The organism is Streptomyces sp. NPDC012835, assembly GCF_042900885.1.
Lineage (GTDB): Bacteria > Actinomycetota > Actinomycetes > Streptomycetales > Streptomycetaceae > Streptomyces.
In genome coordinates this window covers 373,359-390,902 of record NZ_JBIBBW010000005.1, presented here as the reverse complement: position 1 = coordinate 390,902, position 17,544 = coordinate 373,359, and the positions used below count along the sequence as shown (strand labels likewise).

At 71.6% G+C, this 17,544-nt stretch carries 16 protein-coding genes; 11 read left to right on the top strand and 5 right to left on the bottom strand.

Translation table 11 applies throughout. The features are described 5' to 3' along the window. Positions 1–185: 185 nt before the first annotated feature. On the bottom strand, positions 186–503 hold the full coding sequence (locus tag ACFY6S_RS23230; RefSeq protein ID WP_388824672.1) for a hypothetical protein: 318 nt from the start codon (positions 501–503) through the stop codon (positions 186–188). A gap of 450 nt (positions 504–953) precedes the next feature. On the opposite strand from ACFY6S_RS23230, the gene ACFY6S_RS23225 reads away from it, so the two are divergent. From ACFY6S_RS23225 to ACFY6S_RS23205, 5 genes are all read left to right on the top strand, one after another. Then, positions 954–1,910, top strand: coding sequence for a D-alanyl-D-alanine carboxypeptidase family protein (locus tag ACFY6S_RS23225; protein ID WP_388824669.1), 957 nt, complete (start codon positions 954–956; stop codon positions 1,908–1,910). A gap of 290 nt (positions 1,911–2,200) precedes the next feature. Then, positions 2,201–2,701 carry a hypothetical protein gene (locus tag ACFY6S_RS23220; RefSeq protein WP_388824666.1) on the top strand — a complete coding sequence of 167 codons (501 nt, stop codon included), beginning with the start codon at positions 2,201–2,203 and terminating at the stop codon, positions 2,699–2,701. A 96-nt stretch (positions 2,702–2,797) separates the two neighbouring features. Further along, the gene (locus ACFY6S_RS23215) at positions 2,798–3,553 is read left to right on the top strand and encodes an ATP-binding cassette domain-containing protein (RefSeq protein WP_388824663.1); all 756 of its coding nucleotides are present in this window, start codon (positions 2,798–2,800) and stop codon (positions 3,551–3,553) included. Beyond that, positions 3,541–4,827 carry a hypothetical protein gene (locus ACFY6S_RS23210; RefSeq protein ID WP_388824660.1) on the top strand — a complete coding sequence of 429 codons (1,287 nt, stop codon included), beginning with the start codon at positions 3,541–3,543 and terminating at the stop codon, positions 4,825–4,827. Before ACFY6S_RS23215 ends, ACFY6S_RS23210 begins: the two co-directional genes overlap by 13 nt. Before the next feature lie 8 nt (positions 4,828–4,835). Beyond that, complete coding sequence (locus ACFY6S_RS23205; protein ID WP_388824658.1) at positions 4,836–5,402, top strand: hypothetical protein; 567 nt, start codon at positions 4,836–4,838, stop codon at positions 5,400–5,402. A gap of 109 nt (positions 5,403–5,511) precedes the next feature. On the opposite strand, the gene ACFY6S_RS23200 is transcribed toward ACFY6S_RS23205, so the two are convergent. The 3 genes from ACFY6S_RS23200 to pdhA are packed head-to-tail and all read right to left on the bottom strand — an operon-like array spanning position 5,512 to position 9,178. Next, positions 5,512–6,993 (bottom strand): dihydrolipoamide acetyltransferase family protein, encoded by a 1,482-nt coding sequence (locus ACFY6S_RS23200; protein ID WP_388824655.1) that lies wholly within the window; start codon positions 6,991–6,993, stop codon positions 5,512–5,514. Between the two features lie 14 nt (positions 6,994–7,007). Beyond that, positions 7,008–7,988 carry an alpha-ketoacid dehydrogenase subunit beta gene (locus ACFY6S_RS23195; protein WP_388824652.1) on the bottom strand — a complete coding sequence of 327 codons (981 nt, stop codon included), beginning with the start codon at positions 7,986–7,988 and terminating at the stop codon, positions 7,008–7,010. 2 nt (positions 7,989–7,990) lie between these two features. Continuing rightward, a complete protein-coding gene (gene pdhA, locus ACFY6S_RS23190) occupies positions 7,991–9,178 on the bottom strand; it encodes a pyruvate dehydrogenase (acetyl-transferring) E1 component subunit alpha (protein WP_388824649.1) in 1,188 nt (395 codons plus the stop codon). Between the two features lie 324 nt (positions 9,179–9,502). On the opposite strand from pdhA, the gene ACFY6S_RS23185 reads away from it, so the two are divergent. From ACFY6S_RS23185 to ACFY6S_RS23175, 3 genes are all read left to right on the top strand, one after another. Then, positions 9,503–10,162 (top strand): response regulator, encoded by a 660-nt coding sequence (locus ACFY6S_RS23185; protein ID WP_388824646.1) that lies wholly within the window; start codon positions 9,503–9,505, stop codon positions 10,160–10,162. Positions 10,163–10,299: 137 nt separating this feature from the next. After that, the gene (locus ACFY6S_RS23180) at positions 10,300–10,716 is read left to right on the top strand and encodes a pyridoxamine 5'-phosphate oxidase family protein (protein WP_388824642.1); all 417 of its coding nucleotides are present in this window, start codon (positions 10,300–10,302) and stop codon (positions 10,714–10,716) included. A 108-nt stretch (positions 10,717–10,824) separates the two neighbouring features. Then, the gene (locus ACFY6S_RS23175; RefSeq protein WP_388824639.1) at positions 10,825–11,865 is read left to right on the top strand and encodes a phosphotransferase; all 1,041 of its coding nucleotides are present in this window, start codon (positions 10,825–10,827) and stop codon (positions 11,863–11,865) included. Positions 11,866–12,025: 160 nt separating this feature from the next. Here the strand turns inward: ACFY6S_RS23175 and ACFY6S_RS23170 are convergent, their stop codons facing one another. After that, the gene (locus tag ACFY6S_RS23170) at positions 12,026–13,666 is read right to left on the bottom strand and encodes a protein kinase (protein ID WP_388824636.1); all 1,641 of its coding nucleotides are present in this window, start codon (positions 13,664–13,666) and stop codon (positions 12,026–12,028) included. A gap of 354 nt (positions 13,667–14,020) precedes the next feature. On the opposite strand from ACFY6S_RS23170, the gene ACFY6S_RS23165 reads away from it, so the two are divergent. The 3 genes from ACFY6S_RS23165 (at position 14,021) to ACFY6S_RS23155 (ending at position 17,498) form a co-directional block, all read left to right on the top strand. Continuing rightward, positions 14,021–15,715 (top strand): protein kinase, encoded by a 1,695-nt coding sequence (locus tag ACFY6S_RS23165; protein WP_388824633.1) that lies wholly within the window; start codon positions 14,021–14,023, stop codon positions 15,713–15,715. A 186-nt stretch (positions 15,716–15,901) separates the two neighbouring features. Continuing rightward, positions 15,902–16,636 carry a hypothetical protein gene (locus ACFY6S_RS23160; protein WP_388824630.1) on the top strand — a complete coding sequence of 245 codons (735 nt, stop codon included), beginning with the start codon at positions 15,902–15,904 and terminating at the stop codon, positions 16,634–16,636. A 109-nt stretch (positions 16,637–16,745) separates the two neighbouring features. Further along, a complete protein-coding gene (locus ACFY6S_RS23155; protein ID WP_388824627.1) occupies positions 16,746–17,498 on the top strand; it encodes a helix-turn-helix transcriptional regulator in 753 nt (250 codons plus the stop codon). Positions 17,499–17,544 lie beyond the last annotated feature (46 nt).

The following is a 17,544-nucleotide window of genomic DNA, read 5'->3' as shown; positions in this document are numbered from 1 at the left end:
ACCGTCGGGGTCCTGGCACCCGCGACGCCCTTGGCCGCCCCCGCGGCGGCTCCCCCTCCCCGCGCGGACCCCGCCACCTCCGCGGGACCGCGCGAAGGCGTCCCGCGTGTCCGCACCGAAGTGCCGTCACGCGGGACGCCCTGTACCGCTCACCCCTCAGTCACGCCCCCCGACGGGCCGAGGTCCTACCACCAGAAGGGCAGGTTGTAGGCGACGGAGATGTTGTGGTTCGACTGGTCGATCGCTGTCAGGCCGGAATCGATCACATTGGCGGTGTTGTTCTGATTGGACGCTCCGGGACCGTTCGCCACCTGCTGAGTGGTGGTCGAATTACCGAAGTTGTCGCCCCGCACCCCGTTGCCCTTGATGGACGCCGCCGCCGCGTTCGCCCCCTCGGCGGCGAACGCGTGGTCATCGGCCTGGGCGACCCCGGTGAAGAGCGCGGCGGCGAGAGGCAGGGCGGCGACCACAGCGATGGCACGGGCGGTACGGAAGCTTGCCATGTCAATTCCTCCAGGAACCATAAGTACGGGTTGGTCCGGGGCAGTTGGCCGACCGCCTCGGTCGTGGTGACGACGTCGCGGTCACAGACTTGCCCACCGATTACCTCTCGAACCAGTCTGGAGACCCTTATTCCCTCGCAAGCGTGATGACTCATATCCAAACCCTCTATGCGCCCCAAAAATTCAGCCCGGCCGCCCCCGCGCCGATGCCCCCTCTCCCGCACCGCGGGGAGCCCCTCGGGCGCGGTGACCCGTACCGCTCCGAGCCCCGAACACCGTGAGCCCCCTCCCCTTATTCGCTCGCACGTTCGAACGCAAGGGGGCCACGAACCGGCCCCGGGGAGCCGAACCGATCCCCGCCGGGCTTCCCCTACATCCTTTCGACGCGCTCGCGTGTCTCGTATCGGGACCCTTTTCTGTCTGCGGTCCGGTTTCGCCGCATTTCCATCCATGTGTGAACTCGGAGTGTTTCCTTTGATATCAAGCCACCCGGGCGTGCGCAGAGCTGCCGTGGTCGCCCTCACCTCCGGCGCGCTCCTCTCCGTCTCCGCCCTGGCCGCACCGGCCCAGGCGGCCGCCAAGCCGTCGGTCGGCGGCAAGGGCGCGTTCCTGCTGAACAACGCCTCCGGCGCCACGGTCTTCAGCAAGACCCCGGACACCCGCCGTCAGATGGCCAGCACGACGAAGATCATGACGGCCGCCGTGGTGCTCAGCACCAAGGGCGTCGACCTCGACCGCAAGGTGAAGGTCAAGAAGGCGTACCGCGACTACGTGACCAAGCAGGGCGGCTCCACGGCCGATCTGCGCACCGGCGACAAGGTCACCGTGCGCCAGCTGCTGTACGGCACGATGCTGCCCTCCGGCTGCGACGCGGCGTACGCGCTCGCCGACACGTACGGGACCGGCACCACCAACGCGGCCCGCACGAAGTCGTTCATCGCGAAGATGAACGCGAAGGCGAAGGAGCTGAAGCTCAAGAACACCAAGTTCGACTCGTTCGACGGCATATCGAGCGGCGGGAAGAACTACACCACCCCGCGCGACCTGGCGAAGATCGCCCAGTACGCCATGAAGAACGCCAACTTCCGCAAGGTCGTGAAGGCCACGTCCTACAAGGGCACGGCACCGACCAGCACCGGCGGCAAGCGCACGTACACCTGGTACAACACCAACAAGCTCCTCGGCTCCTACAAGGGCGCCATCGGCATCAAGACCGGCACCGGCACGAGCGCCGGCCCCTGCCTGGTCTTCGCCGCCACCCGGGGCAGCAAGACCCTGGTCGGCGTCGTCCTGAACGGGTCCGACCGCTACAAGGACGCGGCGAAGATGCTCGACTACGGCTTCGGCTCCACCACGGCCAAGACGATGCAGCTGCGCTCCCTGCCGACGGACGCCCAGCGCGACTGATCCGGTAACGGCGGACGAGTGGACGAACGGACGAACGGGGGCCGTTCCGGGGCGGGACAGCTCCGGGACGGCCCCCGTTTCCGTGACCCCGCACCCGCCCCCGCCGTCGCCCCCGCCCGCCTTACCGGCCGCGCTCGCGTCCCCGCTCCTTCGCCGGTACCGCTCATATTCCGCCGCATCCTGAACTATGCCAGTGGAAAATGATCGCCGAATATATTATGAAATTCCATATACGTCACAATCGGGACACAAAAGCCATCATTTTCCGAGAGTGACGGGACATCCCCACCATGATCTGGCAAACCGGGCGGCTCGGAGCCCGGTTGGTCTGGATCGGCGTCAACGAGGGAGATGTCTTGCGCAATCACTCGGCCCACCGCGTCGCGCGGCGTACCGGAGCGGTCCTCGCGGCCACGGGGCTCGCCCTGTCACTCACCAGTCAGGCATGGGCGGGAACGCTCAACAGCTATATGAACGAGGTCATGGTCGGCTTCGAGTCCAGCACCTGGGAACACACCGGCAGGGCCTCGACCGTCATCCGCTTCACGGACTGTTCCCTGCCCGGCGCCACGTTCAAGGACACCACGGTCGAACTGAACCGTGTCCGGCCGCTTCTCCCCGATGTCCATCAGGGGCAGAAGACCTTCAGCGCGTGCAAGAACGGCGGCGCTTCGACGGGGGACTGGGGTGCCAGGACACGGGACTCCGACTACTACTTCACCATCAAGAAGATCAACGGCGGCGGCGGCAATCTGCGGATGAACGTCAAAGCCGTGAAGGTCACTTACTAAACAGCGCCATCGCCGAGCGCGGTGGCGGACGCGGTTCACCGCACCACGGGACACCTCCCGCCACCGCGCTCCCTCATGCCAGGAGAGCCGCATCCCATGCCTCTTCAATTCACCGGGTGTTCCTTCGGCTACAACAGAAGGCGGCGCGTCCTGCACGCCCTCGACTGCCTTGTGCCCAAGGGACGTACGGTCTTCCTCGGCCCCAACGGGGCCGGCAAGAGCACCGTCCTCGGACTCGCCGCCTCGGCGTTGCGTCCCGGGTCGGGGACCGTCTCGTACCGGGGAATCGACTCGACCGACCGCCGGTCGCTGAACAAGTACCGCAAGCGCGTCGCCTGGCTGCCCCAGGACATCGAATCCGTACCGGGACTGACCGCGCGCCGGCAGGTCGCCTATGTGGGGTGGCTGAAGGGCATGTCCCGCTCGGCGGCGTGGGACGAGTCCCTGCGCGCCCTCCAGAAGGTGGAACTCGGACGGCAGGCCCGCACCCCCGTCGCCCAGTTGTCCGGCGGCCAGCGACGGCGGGTGGGGGTGGCGCAGTCCCTCGTCCACGGCGCCGAGGTGCTGCTGCTGGACGAACCCACCGCGGGGATGGACCCGCGCCAGCGGCGCGTCTTCCACGACGTGCTCGGCGGCCTGCCCGCCTCCGTACACGTCGTGCTCTCCACGCACGACACCGCTGACCTCGACACGGCCTACGACAACGTCCTGGTGCTCGTCGCGGGACAGATCGTGTTCGGCGGCGCGGTACGGGAGTTCCTGCGCCACGCCCCCCCGGGCACGGTCGCGGGCCGGCAGGCCGAGGCCGCCTACGAGACGCTCACCGAGGGGACCGGCCGATGGGGTTCCTGAGCCTTCCCGGCAGGCCCGCCGCGCTGTGGCTGGCGGCGCCGCTCACCGCCCTCAACTGCTGGTACGTCTACACCTTCGCGCACGGCACGGCCAACTCCTACGGCGGCTTCACCACCCATGTGACGGGCTACACGGTCTTCGCGACCTCCGCCGCGTGCGCGGCCCTCGCCGCCTGGGAGGCCGGACGCCTGCGCGAGGCACGGATCTGGTCCGTGGCCCCGGTGCGCGGGCGCGGCGCCATCGCCGGAAGCGCGCTGCTCCCGGTGGCGGCGCTCGCGGTGGTCGCCACGCTGCTCGCGTGCGTGACGGCCGCGTTCGTGGTCGGCGCGGCGCCCCGCCTCGCCGACCTGCCCACCTTCGGCATGCTGTTCTTCGTCGTCGCCGCGCACATGGTCCTGGGCTTCGCGGTGGGCTCCGTGCTGCCCCGTACGATCGCCTGCCCGCTCGTCCTGGTCGGCGTGTTCGGGTGGATGAGCGTGCCCGCCACCATGGAGACGATGTGGGTCCGCCATCTGAACGGGCTGCTGGTGGACAGCGCCTCCGTCACCGACGACATCGCGCCGTCGGCGCTGATCGCCCCCGTACTGCTGGCGGGCGGGGCCGCCCTCGCGGTGCTGGTCCTCTGCTCGCCGCTGCGGCGGCGGAGCCTGCGCGCCGTGCTCGGCGTCTGCTGCGCGGTCAGCGGGGCGGTCCCGGCCTACGCGCTGGTGGCCGACGCGGACACCCGGGTGCCGACCGTCCCCCGTACGGAGGCCGCCGCCTCGGTGTGCGACACGACGGCGCCCAGAATCTGCGTACCCGAGGAGCTGCGGCCCGAAGTGCCCCGGCTGCGCGCGGCGTTACGGCAGGTCCTGCCGCACATGGAGGCCGCCGGCATCCAGCGGCCGACCTCCCTCGCCTACGTGTCCGACGACGCGTCGCTGCCCGCCGGAGCCTGGCGGATCGCCCCCTCCAGGGGGCTCTCCCCGGCCGAGGCCAGAACCGTGGTGGCCCTCGGCCCGCTGCCCGTCCGGCACCCCTGCCCGAGCCTCCCGGAGGACGGCGGGCGGGACGGGAGCCCGCTGTCGGTGTGGCTCCAGCTCGCCGCCGGAATGCCCGACTCCGAGGTGGACGGGATGCCGGACCAGGACGCCCTGCGGGTGGCCCGTACGGTACGCGGCTGGAGCGGGGAGAAGCAGAGCGCCTGGTTCCACGAGGCCACGCGGCTCCTCGCCGGCTGCGCGCCGGACACCGAAGGGCTGCTGGGCCCGGTCGCGTCGGCGGCCGGCCGGTGATCGCCTGGATGTCCGTACGGCGCCCGCTGTACCCGCTGGCCGGTCTGGCGGCGTTCGCGTGCGCGATGGCGCTGGCCAGTGAGACGACGGTCAACGTGCCGTCGCTGACACCGAACGGCACCGCCGGTATCCGGCTGATGCTGTTCGCCCCGATCACGATCTGCGTGGCGCTCCTGGTCTGCCTCGACCGGAGGCTCCCGAAGGCCGAACTGACCGGCGTACGCCCCGTGGTGACCGCCGACCGGCTCCTGGTGCTGGCCACTTCGGCGGCCTCGCTGGGCGCGGGGGCACTGGTCTCGGAAGTGGCCGGCGCCCCCTCGGCACTCGCGGCGGGCCGCAACGTCCTCTTCCTCACCGGCCTCGCCCTGCTCGTCCGCGCCTGGCTGAGCACCACGGCGGCGGGCGTGACGGCGGCGGGGTGGGTCGCGCTCGTCCTCGTGGCGGGCTTCCGCAACGCCCACTCCCCCCGGCCGTGGGCGGTCGTGCCCCAGCCGGTGTCCGACCCCCTGGCGGCCTGCGCCTCGGTGGCGCTGCTGGTGGCGGGGGTGATCTCCCTGGGGCGCCGGAGGCCGTAGCGAACGGCGGTGTCCCGGCCCTCGGCACGGTGCCGGCCGTGCCGGGGGGCCCGGCGAACGGGCCCCCCGGCGCCGGGGGGTCAGCCTTGAGTGATCACCCGAGGGCTGATCAGCCCCAGGTGATCAGCCGCTTCGGCCGTTCCAGGATCGCGGCGATGTCCGCCAGGAACCGGGAGCCGAGCGCGCCGTCGATCAGGCGGTGGTCGAAGGAGAGCGCCAGGGTGGTGACCTGGCGCGGCTTGACCTTGCCCTTGTGGACCCAGGGCTGGAGCTTGATCGCGCCGACCGCGAGGATCGCGGACTCGCCCGGGTTGAGGATGGGCGTCCCGGTGTCGACGCCGAAGACGCCGACGTTGGTGATGGTCACCGTGCCGCCCTGCATCGCCGCCGGGGTCGTCCGGCCCTCGCGGGCCGTTGCGACCAGTGCGCCCAGTTCCTCGGCGAGCCGGGGGAGCGGCTTGTCGTGCGCGTCCTTGATGTTCGGCACGATCAGACCGCGCGGGGTGGCCGCCGCGATGCCCAGGTTGACGTAGTGCTTGACCACGATCTCCTGGTTGGCCTCGTCCCAGGCGGCGTTGACCTCGGGGTTGCGCCTGATCGCGACCAGCAGCGCCTTGGCGATGAGGAGCAGCGGGTTGACCCGCAGGCCCGCCAGCTCGGGGTCGGACCTCAACTCCTCGACCAGCTTCATCGTGCGTGTCACGTCGACGGTGACGAACTCCGTGACGTGCGGCGCGGTGAAGGCGCTGCCCACCATGGCCGCCGCCGTGGCCTTCCGTACGCCCTTGATCGGGGTACGGGTCTCCCGGCCCGGAGCGGTGCCGGTGGCGGTCTCCGGCCGGTCCGGTACGACGGCGGGTCCTGCGGCCGTCTCGGTGACCGGCTCGGCCGCCGGGGCGGTCGCCGCGTGGACGTCCTCGCGGGTGATGACCCCGTCCGGGCCGGTCGGGACGACCGTCGCCAGGTCCACGCCGAGGTCCTTGGCGAGTTTGCGTACGGGCGGCTTGGCGAGCGGGCGGCCCGCCGGCGGCGCGGTCGCGTCCGGTGCCGGGACCGCCGGGGCGGCGACCGCCGGGGCGGCCGGGGCGGGCGTGGCCGCCCGGCCGTTGACCGCCGCCGGCTGCTGTTCCGGCACGGACGAGGGCGTACCCGGTGCGCCTCGGCGCGGCCGGCGCTTCGTGGACGACTCGGCCACGCCGTACCCGACCAGGACCGGGGTACGGGCGGCCGGCTTGGCCTCGGCCGGCGCGGCCGGGGTCGCCGGCGCGGCGGACTCGGCGGCCGGTGCGGCCGGCTCCGGAGCCCCCTCGCCGCTGCCGGGCGCCACGTCCACCGTGATGATGGACGCCCCGACGTCGACCGTCGCGCCCTCCTCGAAGCGCAGCGCGTGCACCACGCCGTCGTACGGAATGGGCAGTTCGACGGCGGCCTTCGCCGTCTCGACCTCGCACACGACCTGCCCGTCGGTGACGGAGTCGCCCGGCTTCACGTACCACTTGAGGATCTCGGCCTCGGTGAGCCCCTCGCCCACGTCGGGCATCTTGAACTCGCGGTAGCGGGCCGAGGAGCCGGTGGAAGGTTCAGCAGTCATGGTCACGGCACTCCTCAGTACGCGAGCGAGCGGTCGACGGCGTCGAGCACTCGGTCCAGGCCCGGGAGGTACTCGTCCTCCAGCCGGGCGGGCGGATACGGCGCGTGGTAGCCGCCGACCCGCAGCACGGGCGCCTCCAGATGGTAGAAGCACCGCTCCGTGACGCGAGCGGCGATCTCCGCGCCCGAGCCGTAGAAGACCGGCGCCTCGTGCACGACCACCAGCCGGCGCGTCTTCTCGACGGAGGTCTGGAGGGTGTCGAAGTCGATCGGGGACATCGAGCGGAGGTCGACGACCTCCAGCGACCGGCCCTCCTCGGCGGCGGCGGTGGCCGCCTCCAGGCAGACCTTCACCATCGGTCCGTACGCCGCCAGCGTGAGGACGGTGCCCTCCCTGGCGACCCGCGCCCTGTGCAGCGGTCCCGGGATCGACTCGGTGTTGACCTCGCCCTTGTCCCAGTAGCGGCGCTTCGGCTCGAAGAAGATCACCGGGTCGTCGCTCTCGACGGCCTGCCGCATCATCCAGTACGCGTCCGACGCCGTCGAGGGCGAGACGACCTTCAACCCCGCCACGTGCGCGAACAGCGCCTCGGGCGATTCGCTGTGGTGCTCGACCGCGCCGATGCCGCCGCCGTAGGGGATGCGGATGACGACCGGCATCTTGATCTTGCCCAGCGAGCGGGCGTGCATCTTCGCGAGCTGCGTGACGATCTGGTCGTACGCGGGGAAGACGAAGCCGTCGAACTGGATCTCCACCACCGGCCGGTAGCCGCGCAGCGCCAGCCCGATGGCCGTGCCCACGATGCCCGACTCGGCGAGCGGGGTGTCGATGACCCGGTCCTCGCCGAAGTCCTTCTGGAGACCGTCCGTGACCCGGAAGACGCCGCCGAGCTTTCCGACGTCCTCTCCCATGATCAGGACCTTCGGGTCGGTTTCGAGCGCCTTGCGGAGCGACTCGTTGATCGCCTTCGCGATGGGCAGCTTCTGTACGGACATGATCAGTTGCCCCCTTCGGAGCCGGTGCCCTCGGCGTCGGCGTCCGCGAACGACGCCTGGTACGCGGTGAATTGCGCGCGTTCCTCGTCGACGAGCGCGTGCCCGTCGGCGTAGACATGGTCGAAGATCGCCAGCCGGTCGGGCTGCGGCATCGCCCGCACCACGTCCCGTACCCGCTTGCCGAGCGTCTCGCTCTCCTCCTCCAGCGCGGCGAAGAACGCCTCGTCGGCCAGGCCCTGCCGCTCCAGATACCGGCGCAGCCGCAGGATCGGGTCCTTGGCCTGCCAGGACTCCGTCTCCTCGTCCGCGCGGTACTTCGTCGGGTCGTCGGAGGTGGTGTGCGCGCCCATGCGGTACGTGAACGCCTCGACCAGCGTCGGGCCCTCGCCCCGGCGCGCGCGCTCCAGCGCGGAACGGGTCACGGCCAGACAGGCGAGCACGTCGTTGCCGTCCACCCGGACGCCGGGGAAGCCGAAGCCCTGCGCGCGCTGGTAGAGCGGCACCCGGGTCTGCTTCTCGGTCGGCTCCGAGATGGCCCACTGGTTGTTCTGGCAGAAGAAGACCACCGGCGCGTTGTAGACGGCCGAGAAGGTGAACGACTCGGCGACATCGCCCTGGCTGGAGGCCCCGTCCCCGAAGTACGCGATCACGGCGGAGTCCGCGCCGTCCTTGGCCACGCCCATCGCGTAGCCCGTCGCGTGCAGGGTCTGCGAGCCGATGACGATCGTGTAGAGGTGGAAGTTGTTGGTGGTGGGGTCCCAGCCTCCGTGGTTCACCCCCCGGAACATGCCGAGCAGGTTGGTCGGGTCGACGCCCCGGCACCAGGCCACGCCGTGCTCACGGTAGGTCGGGAAGACGTAGTCGTCGTCGCGCAGCGCGCGGCCGGAGCCGATCTGCGCGGCCTCCTGGCCGAGCAGCGAGGCCCACAGCCCCAGCTCGCCCTGGCGCTGGAGCGCGGTGGCCTCGGCGTCGAAGCGCCGGGTGAGGACCATGTCGCGGTACAGCCCGCGCAGCTCCTCGGGCGTCAGGTCGACCGCGTAGTCCGGGTGCTCGACCCGCTCGCCCTCCGGGGTCAGCAGCTGTACGAGCGGGGGCTCGGAAGTCTTCCGCTGCGGCGCCTTCTTCGCGCTCGCGCGCTTGGTACCGCTGGCGCGTCGCGGTTTGCGAGCGGCAGTGCTCTCCACGGTCACGTGCGTGCTCCTCCGTCTGTCCGGCCCCCGGGATCCGCCGGGCACCAGTGCGGCTCCGCCTGGTCCGACCGTGTGCACGGGGTGGGTGCGACCGACCGGGACAGGCGTGACAGGTTGCCCCGGCGGACGCTCTGTCACAAGCACGTTACCCAGTAGTCCGCATTACTGCGAAACCCCACTTGACCTGCAATTTTGCTTGGATTTCCAAGTAAATCGGCAAAGTCTGGAACAACCACTGGTCACAGCCTTGCAGGCCGCCGGAACAACGGCACGTTATCCCGCTGGTCCGCGGCAGGGAAGGGGTGAGTGTGTGAGACTGAATCCGTGCGAGAAGACGGAAAAATCACGGTATTTCTGCTTGATGACCATGAAGTCGTCCGCAGGGGCGTCTTCGAGCTGCTCTCCGTCGAGGATGACATCGAGGTGGTCGGGGAGGCCGGCACGGCGGCCGACGCGATGGCCCGGATTCCGGCGACCCGGCCCGACGTGGCCGTGCTGGACGTACGGCTGCCGGACGGGAGCGGTGTCGAGGTCTGCCGGGAGATCCGGTCGCGGGACGAGGACATCAAGTGCCTGATGCTCACCTCCTTCGCGGACGACGAGGCGCTGTTCGACGCGATCATGGCCGGGGCCTCGGGGTACGTACTGAAGGCGATCCGGGGCAACGAGCTGCTGACGGCGGTACGGGACGTGGCGGCGGGCCGCTCGCTGCTGGACCCGGTGGCGACCGCCCGGGTGCTGGAGCGGCTGCGCAACGGCAAGGACCCCAAGGGCGACGGACGGCTGGCGGACCTCACCGACCAGGAGCGCAGAATCCTCGACCTGATCGGCGAGGGGATGACGAACCGGGCGATCGGCGAGCAGCTGCACCTCGCAGAGAAGACGATCAAGAACTACGTCTCCAGCCTGCTCTCCAAGCTGGGGATGGAGCGGCGCTCGCAGGCCGCCGCGTTCGTGGCTCGGCTCCAGGCCGAGAAACGCTGAGACCGGGGCACGGCGGCGGAGCGCCGGCGAAGGCGTCCGTACCGCGTCCGTACCGGCCCCAATCGGGACCAACGTCCCGGGGTTGAGGGGCCGCCTCCCCTGGTGGGGAGCTGTGCCGGTGACGGAGAGTGGACATCATGTCCACCGAGGAACTCCGCGCCATCGAGCTGCTCAACCGCGTGTCGCACGGGCATGTGGCAACGAGCATGCGGGCCATGCCGATCATGGCGCCCGCCCGCCATGTGGTGACGGGCGGCTCGGTCCTGCTGCGGATGCACGCGGGGCTCGGCTACCACCGCGCGTGCGGGGGCGGAGTGGTGGCGTACGGCGCGGACAACTTCGGCAGTGGCGACGAGAACCTCTGGTCGGTGCAGTGCACCGGAACCGCCGAACTGGTGGAACCGACCGAACAGGAAATCGAACTCTTTGATTCCGATCCCGCCTTGGTTGACGGTGAACCGTTCGAGCCCGTCTTTATGCGCCTCGCGCCCCAATTTGTCGCCGTACATATGATCGAATATGCCCACGAGCGACAGAGTCAACACGCTGCGTGATCTAACATCTGGCAAGTGCTGCGCTCATATGAAATCGCTGCGCCTGCCGCGACAGCCGTCATTCCTCCGCCCGCGTCCGCCACCCAGCGGACCTCACATCTCTCCCACGTGCCCCGGGCGCCCCACGCCTCGGCCCCACCCGACCGTACGGCTCCCCCCGTGCGCGCCCTGCTCCACCGCTACCGCGACGCGGGCGAACCCGTCTCCTGCGAGCCCGTAGCTCAAGGGCTGCTCAACCGGGGGTACCGGCTCCGCACCACCCGTGGCGCCTACTTCCTCAAGCACCACCTGGACGGCGACCACGAGGCCATCGCCCGCCAGCACCGCGCCACCCAACGGCTCCAGGCGCTCGGCGTGCCCGTCGCCCCGCCCGTCGAGAGCGCCGACGGCGACACCGTCACGGTCATCGGCGGCCGGTGCTACGCCCTGCACCCCTGGGTCGAGGGGCGCCACCGCGACGGCGCCCAGCTGACGGCCGACGCGTCCCGGCGGCTCGGCGCGCTCCTCGGACTCGTGCACACCTGTCTCGACCAGGTGATGGAGCCCGATCCCGATCCGCTGCCGCCGCTCGGCTATCTCAGCCCCGACCCCGCCGACACCTTCACGCTCATCGACGAGCTGCTCGCCCTGGCCAGGGGCCGCGCCCGCGCCGATGTCTTCGACCGGCTGGCCGAGCACCGCCTGGTGGAACGGCGCGGCCTGCTGGAACGTCACGCCCACCGCCGCCCCAGGCCCGGCGCCGAGCCCGCCACGGGGTGGGTGCACGGCGACTTCCACCCGCTGAACCTGCTCTACCGGGGCGCGGAGCCGGCCGCGATCGTCGACTGGGACCGGCTCGGGGTGCAGCCGCGCGCGGAGGAGGCCGTGCGCGCGGCGGCGATTTTCTTCGTACTGCCCACCGGCCACCTGGAGTTACCGAAGGTACGGGCCTATGCGCGTGCCTATCGGCTCGCGGCCGGGGCCTGTGCCTCCGAACTGGCGGCGGCGGTGCACCGGGTGTGGTGGGAGCGCCTCAACGACTTCTGGATACTGCGCTGGCGCTACCAGCTGGACGACCGCAGGGCCGACCCGCTGTTCGCCGCGGTGTCGGCCCTGGCCGTGTGGTGGACCCGGGAGTACGACGCGGTGTGCGAGGCGTTCGCGGGGTGAGCCCCCGAGGGGCCGGGCACGGCGGACCGGCCGGGCACGACGGGTGGACCCCGTGTGCCCGGTGGCCCCGGTGGACCCGGTGTTCCGGGCCCGGAACGACGAAGCCGGGGGCGGCGGGACAGGCCCGTCGCCCCCGGCGCGGCACCGCGTGCGGGCCGCGTCAGCCGGTTCCGGCGGCGTCGCCGGCGCCCGCGTCGGCGCCGACGCTGGTGCCGCCGCCCGCGTCCGCACCGGCGTTGGCGCCGCCGCCCGCGTCCGCGCCCGCGTTGGTGCCGCTGCCCGCGTCCGTACCGGCGTTGGCCGAACCGCCGTTGTCGGCCGTGCCGGTCGAGCCGCCGTCGTCCGTGCCCTCGGTCGTACTGCCGCCGTCGTCCTCCGAGTTCGACTCCTCCGGCTCGGACGGAGTGTCCTCCGACGGCTGGTCGGGGTAGCTCGGGGTGTAGGAAGGCGTGTACCGGGGAGACCAGTCGTTGTTCTGGCCGCCACCGGTGGAGGTGTCGGTCTCGGCCTCCGGGGAGGAGTCCGACTCGCTGGGCGACGGGCTCTTGGTCGACTTCGTCGGCGACGGGCTGGTGGTCTGCTCGGTCTTCTTGTTGTCCGTCTCCGTGTCGCCCATGCCCCGCATCGCGAACGCGACGCCCGCCACGACGGCGATCAGCGCCAGCGCGGCGAAGAGGACCATCCTGCTCCGGCCGCCACCGCCGCCCTGATGCCCCCCGTCGTATCCGCCGTCGTTCGGGTTCATCGGCGGCAGTATCGGGCCCTGCGAGGTCTCGCCGTGCGACGGGTGGCCCATGGCGGTCGTCGCGGCCATGCCCATCGCCGGGGTGTTGCCGACGGCGTGTGTGTCGACCGGGCCTGTGTTCCAGGTGCCGGTGTAGCCGCCCTGCTGCTGGAGCATCTGGAGGCCGTACTGGACGAGCCCGCGCATCTCCTCGGCGCTCTGGAACCGGTCGTCGGGCTCCTTCGCGAGGGAACGCATGACCAGACCGTCCAGCTCCGGCGGGGCCACGTCCGAGGCTTCGGACGGCGGCACCGGAATGTCCTGAACGTGCTGATAGACGACGGAGAGCGGCGTCTCACCGGTGAACGGGGGCCGCAGCGCGAGGAGTTCGTAGAGCAGACACCCCGTGGCGTACAGGTCGCTGCGGTGGTCGACGGCCTTGCCGAGCGCCTGCTCGGGGGAGAGATACTGCGGCGTGCCCATGACCATGCCGGTCTGGGTCATCGTGGACTGCGCGCCGTGCAGGGCGCGCGCGATGCCGAAGTCCATCACCTTGACCGCGCCCGCGTCCGTGATGATCACGTTCGCCGGCTTGATGTCGCGGTGCACGATGCCGTGCTGGTGCGAGTAGGCGAGCGCCTCCAGCACACCGGAGACGATGATCAGCGCCTGCTCGGGGGGCGGGGCCTCCGCGCTGACCAGCAGCTCGCGGATGGTGCGGCCCTCGACCAGCTCCATCACGATGTACGGGACGGTCTGCCCGTTGACGGTGTCCTCGCCCGAGTCGTACACCGCGACCACCGCGTGGTGGTTGAGCCCCGCGACCGACTGCGCCTCGCGCGTGAAACGGGCCTTGGAGATCGGGTCCTCGGCGAGGTCCCCGCGCAGCAGCTTGACCGCGACGATGCGTCCCAGCCGCACGTCCTCCGCCGCGAACACCTCGGCCATACCGCCGCGGCCGAGGCGGTGGGTCATGCGGTAACGGCCGTCGCCGACGGTCCCGCCGACCAGTCCGTTGTCGCCCCAGGAGTCCGCAGCATCCGACACTCCGCCGCCTGCTTCGGGTTCGGGTGCCATCAGTCCTCGCCGTCGTTTCTGTCCGCTTGACGACCGCGCGCGCGGTCCGCGGTTGGGTCTGTGTTTCTCAGGGGATGTATCAAGGGGGTGGCTGTGACACATCACGCTACAGCCTCTGTGAGACACGCCGGTCCAGTTGCCGGTCCAGGGGCGCCGAGGCGGTACGGACCGGCCATGAAACCCGCTGCGCCGACGGCCGTGCAAGTTCCATGTGTTTCCTGTAACGCTTCCGGGCGGCTCGCTGTGTCCACGGTCACGGAACGGGCACCCGGCTTGACGTGTCGTTGCCCTCGGGCAGACTTGGCCAGGACTGACGGGACTACCGCGTCAGGGCGCCGAGGGGGAGCGAAAGTCATGAGCCAGAACGGCCCACAGGGCCGCTACGCGGGCGGTTCGGTCGCGGGCGGCCGGTATCAGCTCCGTGAGCTTCTCGGCGAGGGCGGCATGGCGTCCGTGTATCTGGCGTACGACGCGGCGCTCGACCGCCAGGTGGCGATCAAGACCCTCCACACGGAGCTGGGGCGCGAGCAGTCCTTCCGCGAGCGCTTCCGGCGCGAGGCGCAGGCCGTCGCCAAGCTGTCGCACACGAACATCGTCTCCGTCTTCGACACCGGCGAGGACGCCCTCCTGGAGAACGGCGCGGGGGCGGGGTCCGGCGCGCCGATGCCGTACATCGTCATGGAGTACGTCGAGGGGCAGCCGCTCGGCTCCGTGCTCCGGGCGGACATCGAGCGCCAGGGCGCGATGCCGGCCGACAAGGCGCTCGGGGTGACGGTCGATGTGCTGGCCGCGCTGGAGACCAGCCACGAGATGGGCCTGGTCCACCGGGACATCAAGCCGGGCAACGTGATGATGACCAAGCGTGGCGTCGTCAAGGTGATGGACTTCGGCATCGCGCGCGCGATGCAGTCGGGCGTCACCTCGATGACGCAGACCGGCATGGTCGTCGGTACCCCGCAGTACCTCTCGCCGGAACAGGCGCTGGGCCGGGGGGTCGACGCCCGTTCCGACCTGTACTCGGTCGGGATCATGCTCTTCCAACTGCTGACGGGCCGACTGCCGTTCGACGCCGACTCGCCGCTCGCCATCGCGTACGCGCACGTCCAGGAGGAGCCGGTCGCGCCGTCCAGCGTCAACCGCGCGGTCACTCCCGCGATGGACGCGCTGGTCGCGCGGGCGCTCAGGAAGAACCCGAACGAACGCTTCCCCAGCGCCGAGGCCATGCGCGAGGAGTGTCTGCGCGTACTGTCCGCCGAGCGGTCGACGAGCGCCCCGGTCATCGTGCCGGGGACCCCGCCGAGCAGCGGCGCGGGGGTGGGTTCGGCCGTCTTCCCGCCGGTGGAGCAGGGCGCCCCGCCCCCGCCGAGCGAGCTGCGGACGCCGTACCAGCCGGGCCCGTACGGCCCGCCGAGCCAGCTGCCCTCCCCCTACGGGACGCCGCCGCAGGTGCCCGCGCAGGGCTACGGCTACCCGCAGATGAGCGGGGGCTACCAGGCCCCGCAGCCGTACGCCATGTCTCCCATGGCCCCGATGTCCTCCGCGGCCGTGCCGGGTCCCGGCACGGGCGACGGACAGGGCGGCCCCGGCGGCCCCGGGGCCGGCCGCAGACGGAACGTCGCGCTCGCCGTGGCCCTGGCGGCGGTCGCGCTGATCGCGGTCGGCGGCGTGCTCATATCCCTCCTGACGGACAACGACTCGGAGTCCCGGGACTCCGCCGGGACCGATTCGAGCCCCGGCGCCTCCGCCGTGGCGGGCCACCGGGCTCCGGAGCGGAACCGGACCATCAAGACGACGAAGTGCACGGACCCCACGGACGACGGGCTCGACCCGGCCAAGGTGACAGCGCCCGACCTGCGCTACAAGGACCTCATCTCGGTGAAGAACTGTCTGCGCGCGGCCGGTTGGACCTGGAAGTCGCCGGTCAAGGAAGTGGACAACGGCCAGTACGCCGAGGACACGGTCCTTGAGCAGTACCCGAGCCCGGGGGCCGCTGTGCTCCCCGGCGACCAGGAGTTCGAGCTGACGATCGCCACGGGGGACCCGGAGTAGGACGGCCCCCGGCGCGACGGCCCGGCCGGTACGGCGACAGGCCGGCGGTCCCGCTGCTACCCGCCGCACCCGTCGCACCCGCTGCCACCCGCCGCACCCGCCGCACCCGCCGCACCCGCCGCACCCGCCGCCGCATCCTGGAACATCCGAGATGCCGGAGTTGTCGGCCCGTGTGACCCTGGACCGGTGACCCCACGGCTCCGCACCTCTTGCGCGATCGCGGTCGCGTCCCTGCTTCTCGCCGCACCCGCGGCGAGCGCCGACGAGACGGCGGCGCCACCCTCGGCGGCCTCCGTACAGTCGGCCGCCGCCGGGCCACCGCCCGATCCCGCGCCTTCGGCGGCCGGCCGGCCGGCCGCCGAGGGACGGCCGAGGCCCGGGCGGCCGGCGGAGCCCGAGGTCGTACGGCAGGAGGACGGCGGGGACGGGGCGGCGGAGTCCCGGTCGGACGACGCGGGAACGGACCCGGAGTCCGGTACGAGTACGGGAACGGGCGGCGACGACGACTCGCCGCCCACAGCGCGTCCGGGCCGGTCACCGGCTCCCACCAAGGCCCCCTCTTCCGCCGCGTCCGCGTCGGCCGCCCCGTCCTCCTCCCCGGCTCCGACCCCGTCGCGCGAGACGCCGTCCCCCGCCGCCTCCACGTCCCGCGACCGGGGTACGGACGCGCCGGACGGTACGGGCACGGCGGGCCGGCACTGGGAACAGGACTCGGCGGAGACCGGGGAGGAGGCCGACGAGGAGTCGGCGGACGAGGCCGCCGGGACCGGGACCCGCCCGCCCGACGCCGCCGCGCGGCAGCCCGCGCGGGCGTTGACCCGGTCGGCCGCGCGGACCGTCCCCGTACTGACGCTGGGGGCCGGCTTCACGCTGATCGGCCTCGGACTCGGCTTCATCGGTCTGCGGCTCAGGCGCCGCTGAAGCGTCGTCGGCCGGACCGCCGACGGACGCCGTCATCCTTACGGCGTACTTATGACGTCCGACTCAGGTCGCTTGCTCCGGGGCACCTCAATCGGTCAACATACTGAGTATGTCGATTCGCCACGGGCTTCTCGCTCTCCTGGAACACGGCCCGTGCTACGGCTCACAGCTCCGTACGGAGTTCGAGTCCCGCACGGGTTCCACCTGGCCGCTCAACGTCGGTCAGGTGTACACCACGCTCAACCGTCTGGAGCGTGACGGTCTGGTCGTGCAGGACGGCGAGGACGACGCGGGACACGCGCTCTACCTGATCACGCACGCCGGCCGCGTGGAGTTGCAGTCCTGGTACCGCACCCCCGTGGACCGGGCCTCACCGCCCCGTGACGAGCTGGCGATCAAGCTCGCGATGGCCGTGGGCGCGTCCGGGATCGACATCAGGGACGTCATCCAGTCGCAGCGGCGCCACACCATCAAGGCGATGCAGGACTACACCCGGCTCAAGGCGCAGGCCCTGGAAGCGGTGCCGACCGACCGCGACGAGGTCGCCTGGCTGCTCGTCCTCGACCAGCTCATCTTCCAGACCGAGGCCGAGGCCCGCTGGCTCGACCACTGCGAGGCCCGGCTGATCCGGCTGTCGCTGCCCCAGCGGCAGGGGGCCGGGCACCCGGCCGGAGCGCCCGCGACGGGCCAGGCGCCGGCCGGGTCCGGGGCCGCGCGGGCAGGCACTCCGGCCGCGGACGGCCCGCCCTCGGACAGCTCACCCGCGGTGGGCGCGGGGGTGGGAGCCCCGGCGGAAGGGAAGCCGGCGCGGAAGCTGTCACGGAAGAGGATCGCGCGGCAGTCCGCCGAGCAAGCCCCGTAACGAGGGCCAGGAACGGCACTCCGTACCGCACCCCCGCCCGCCACAC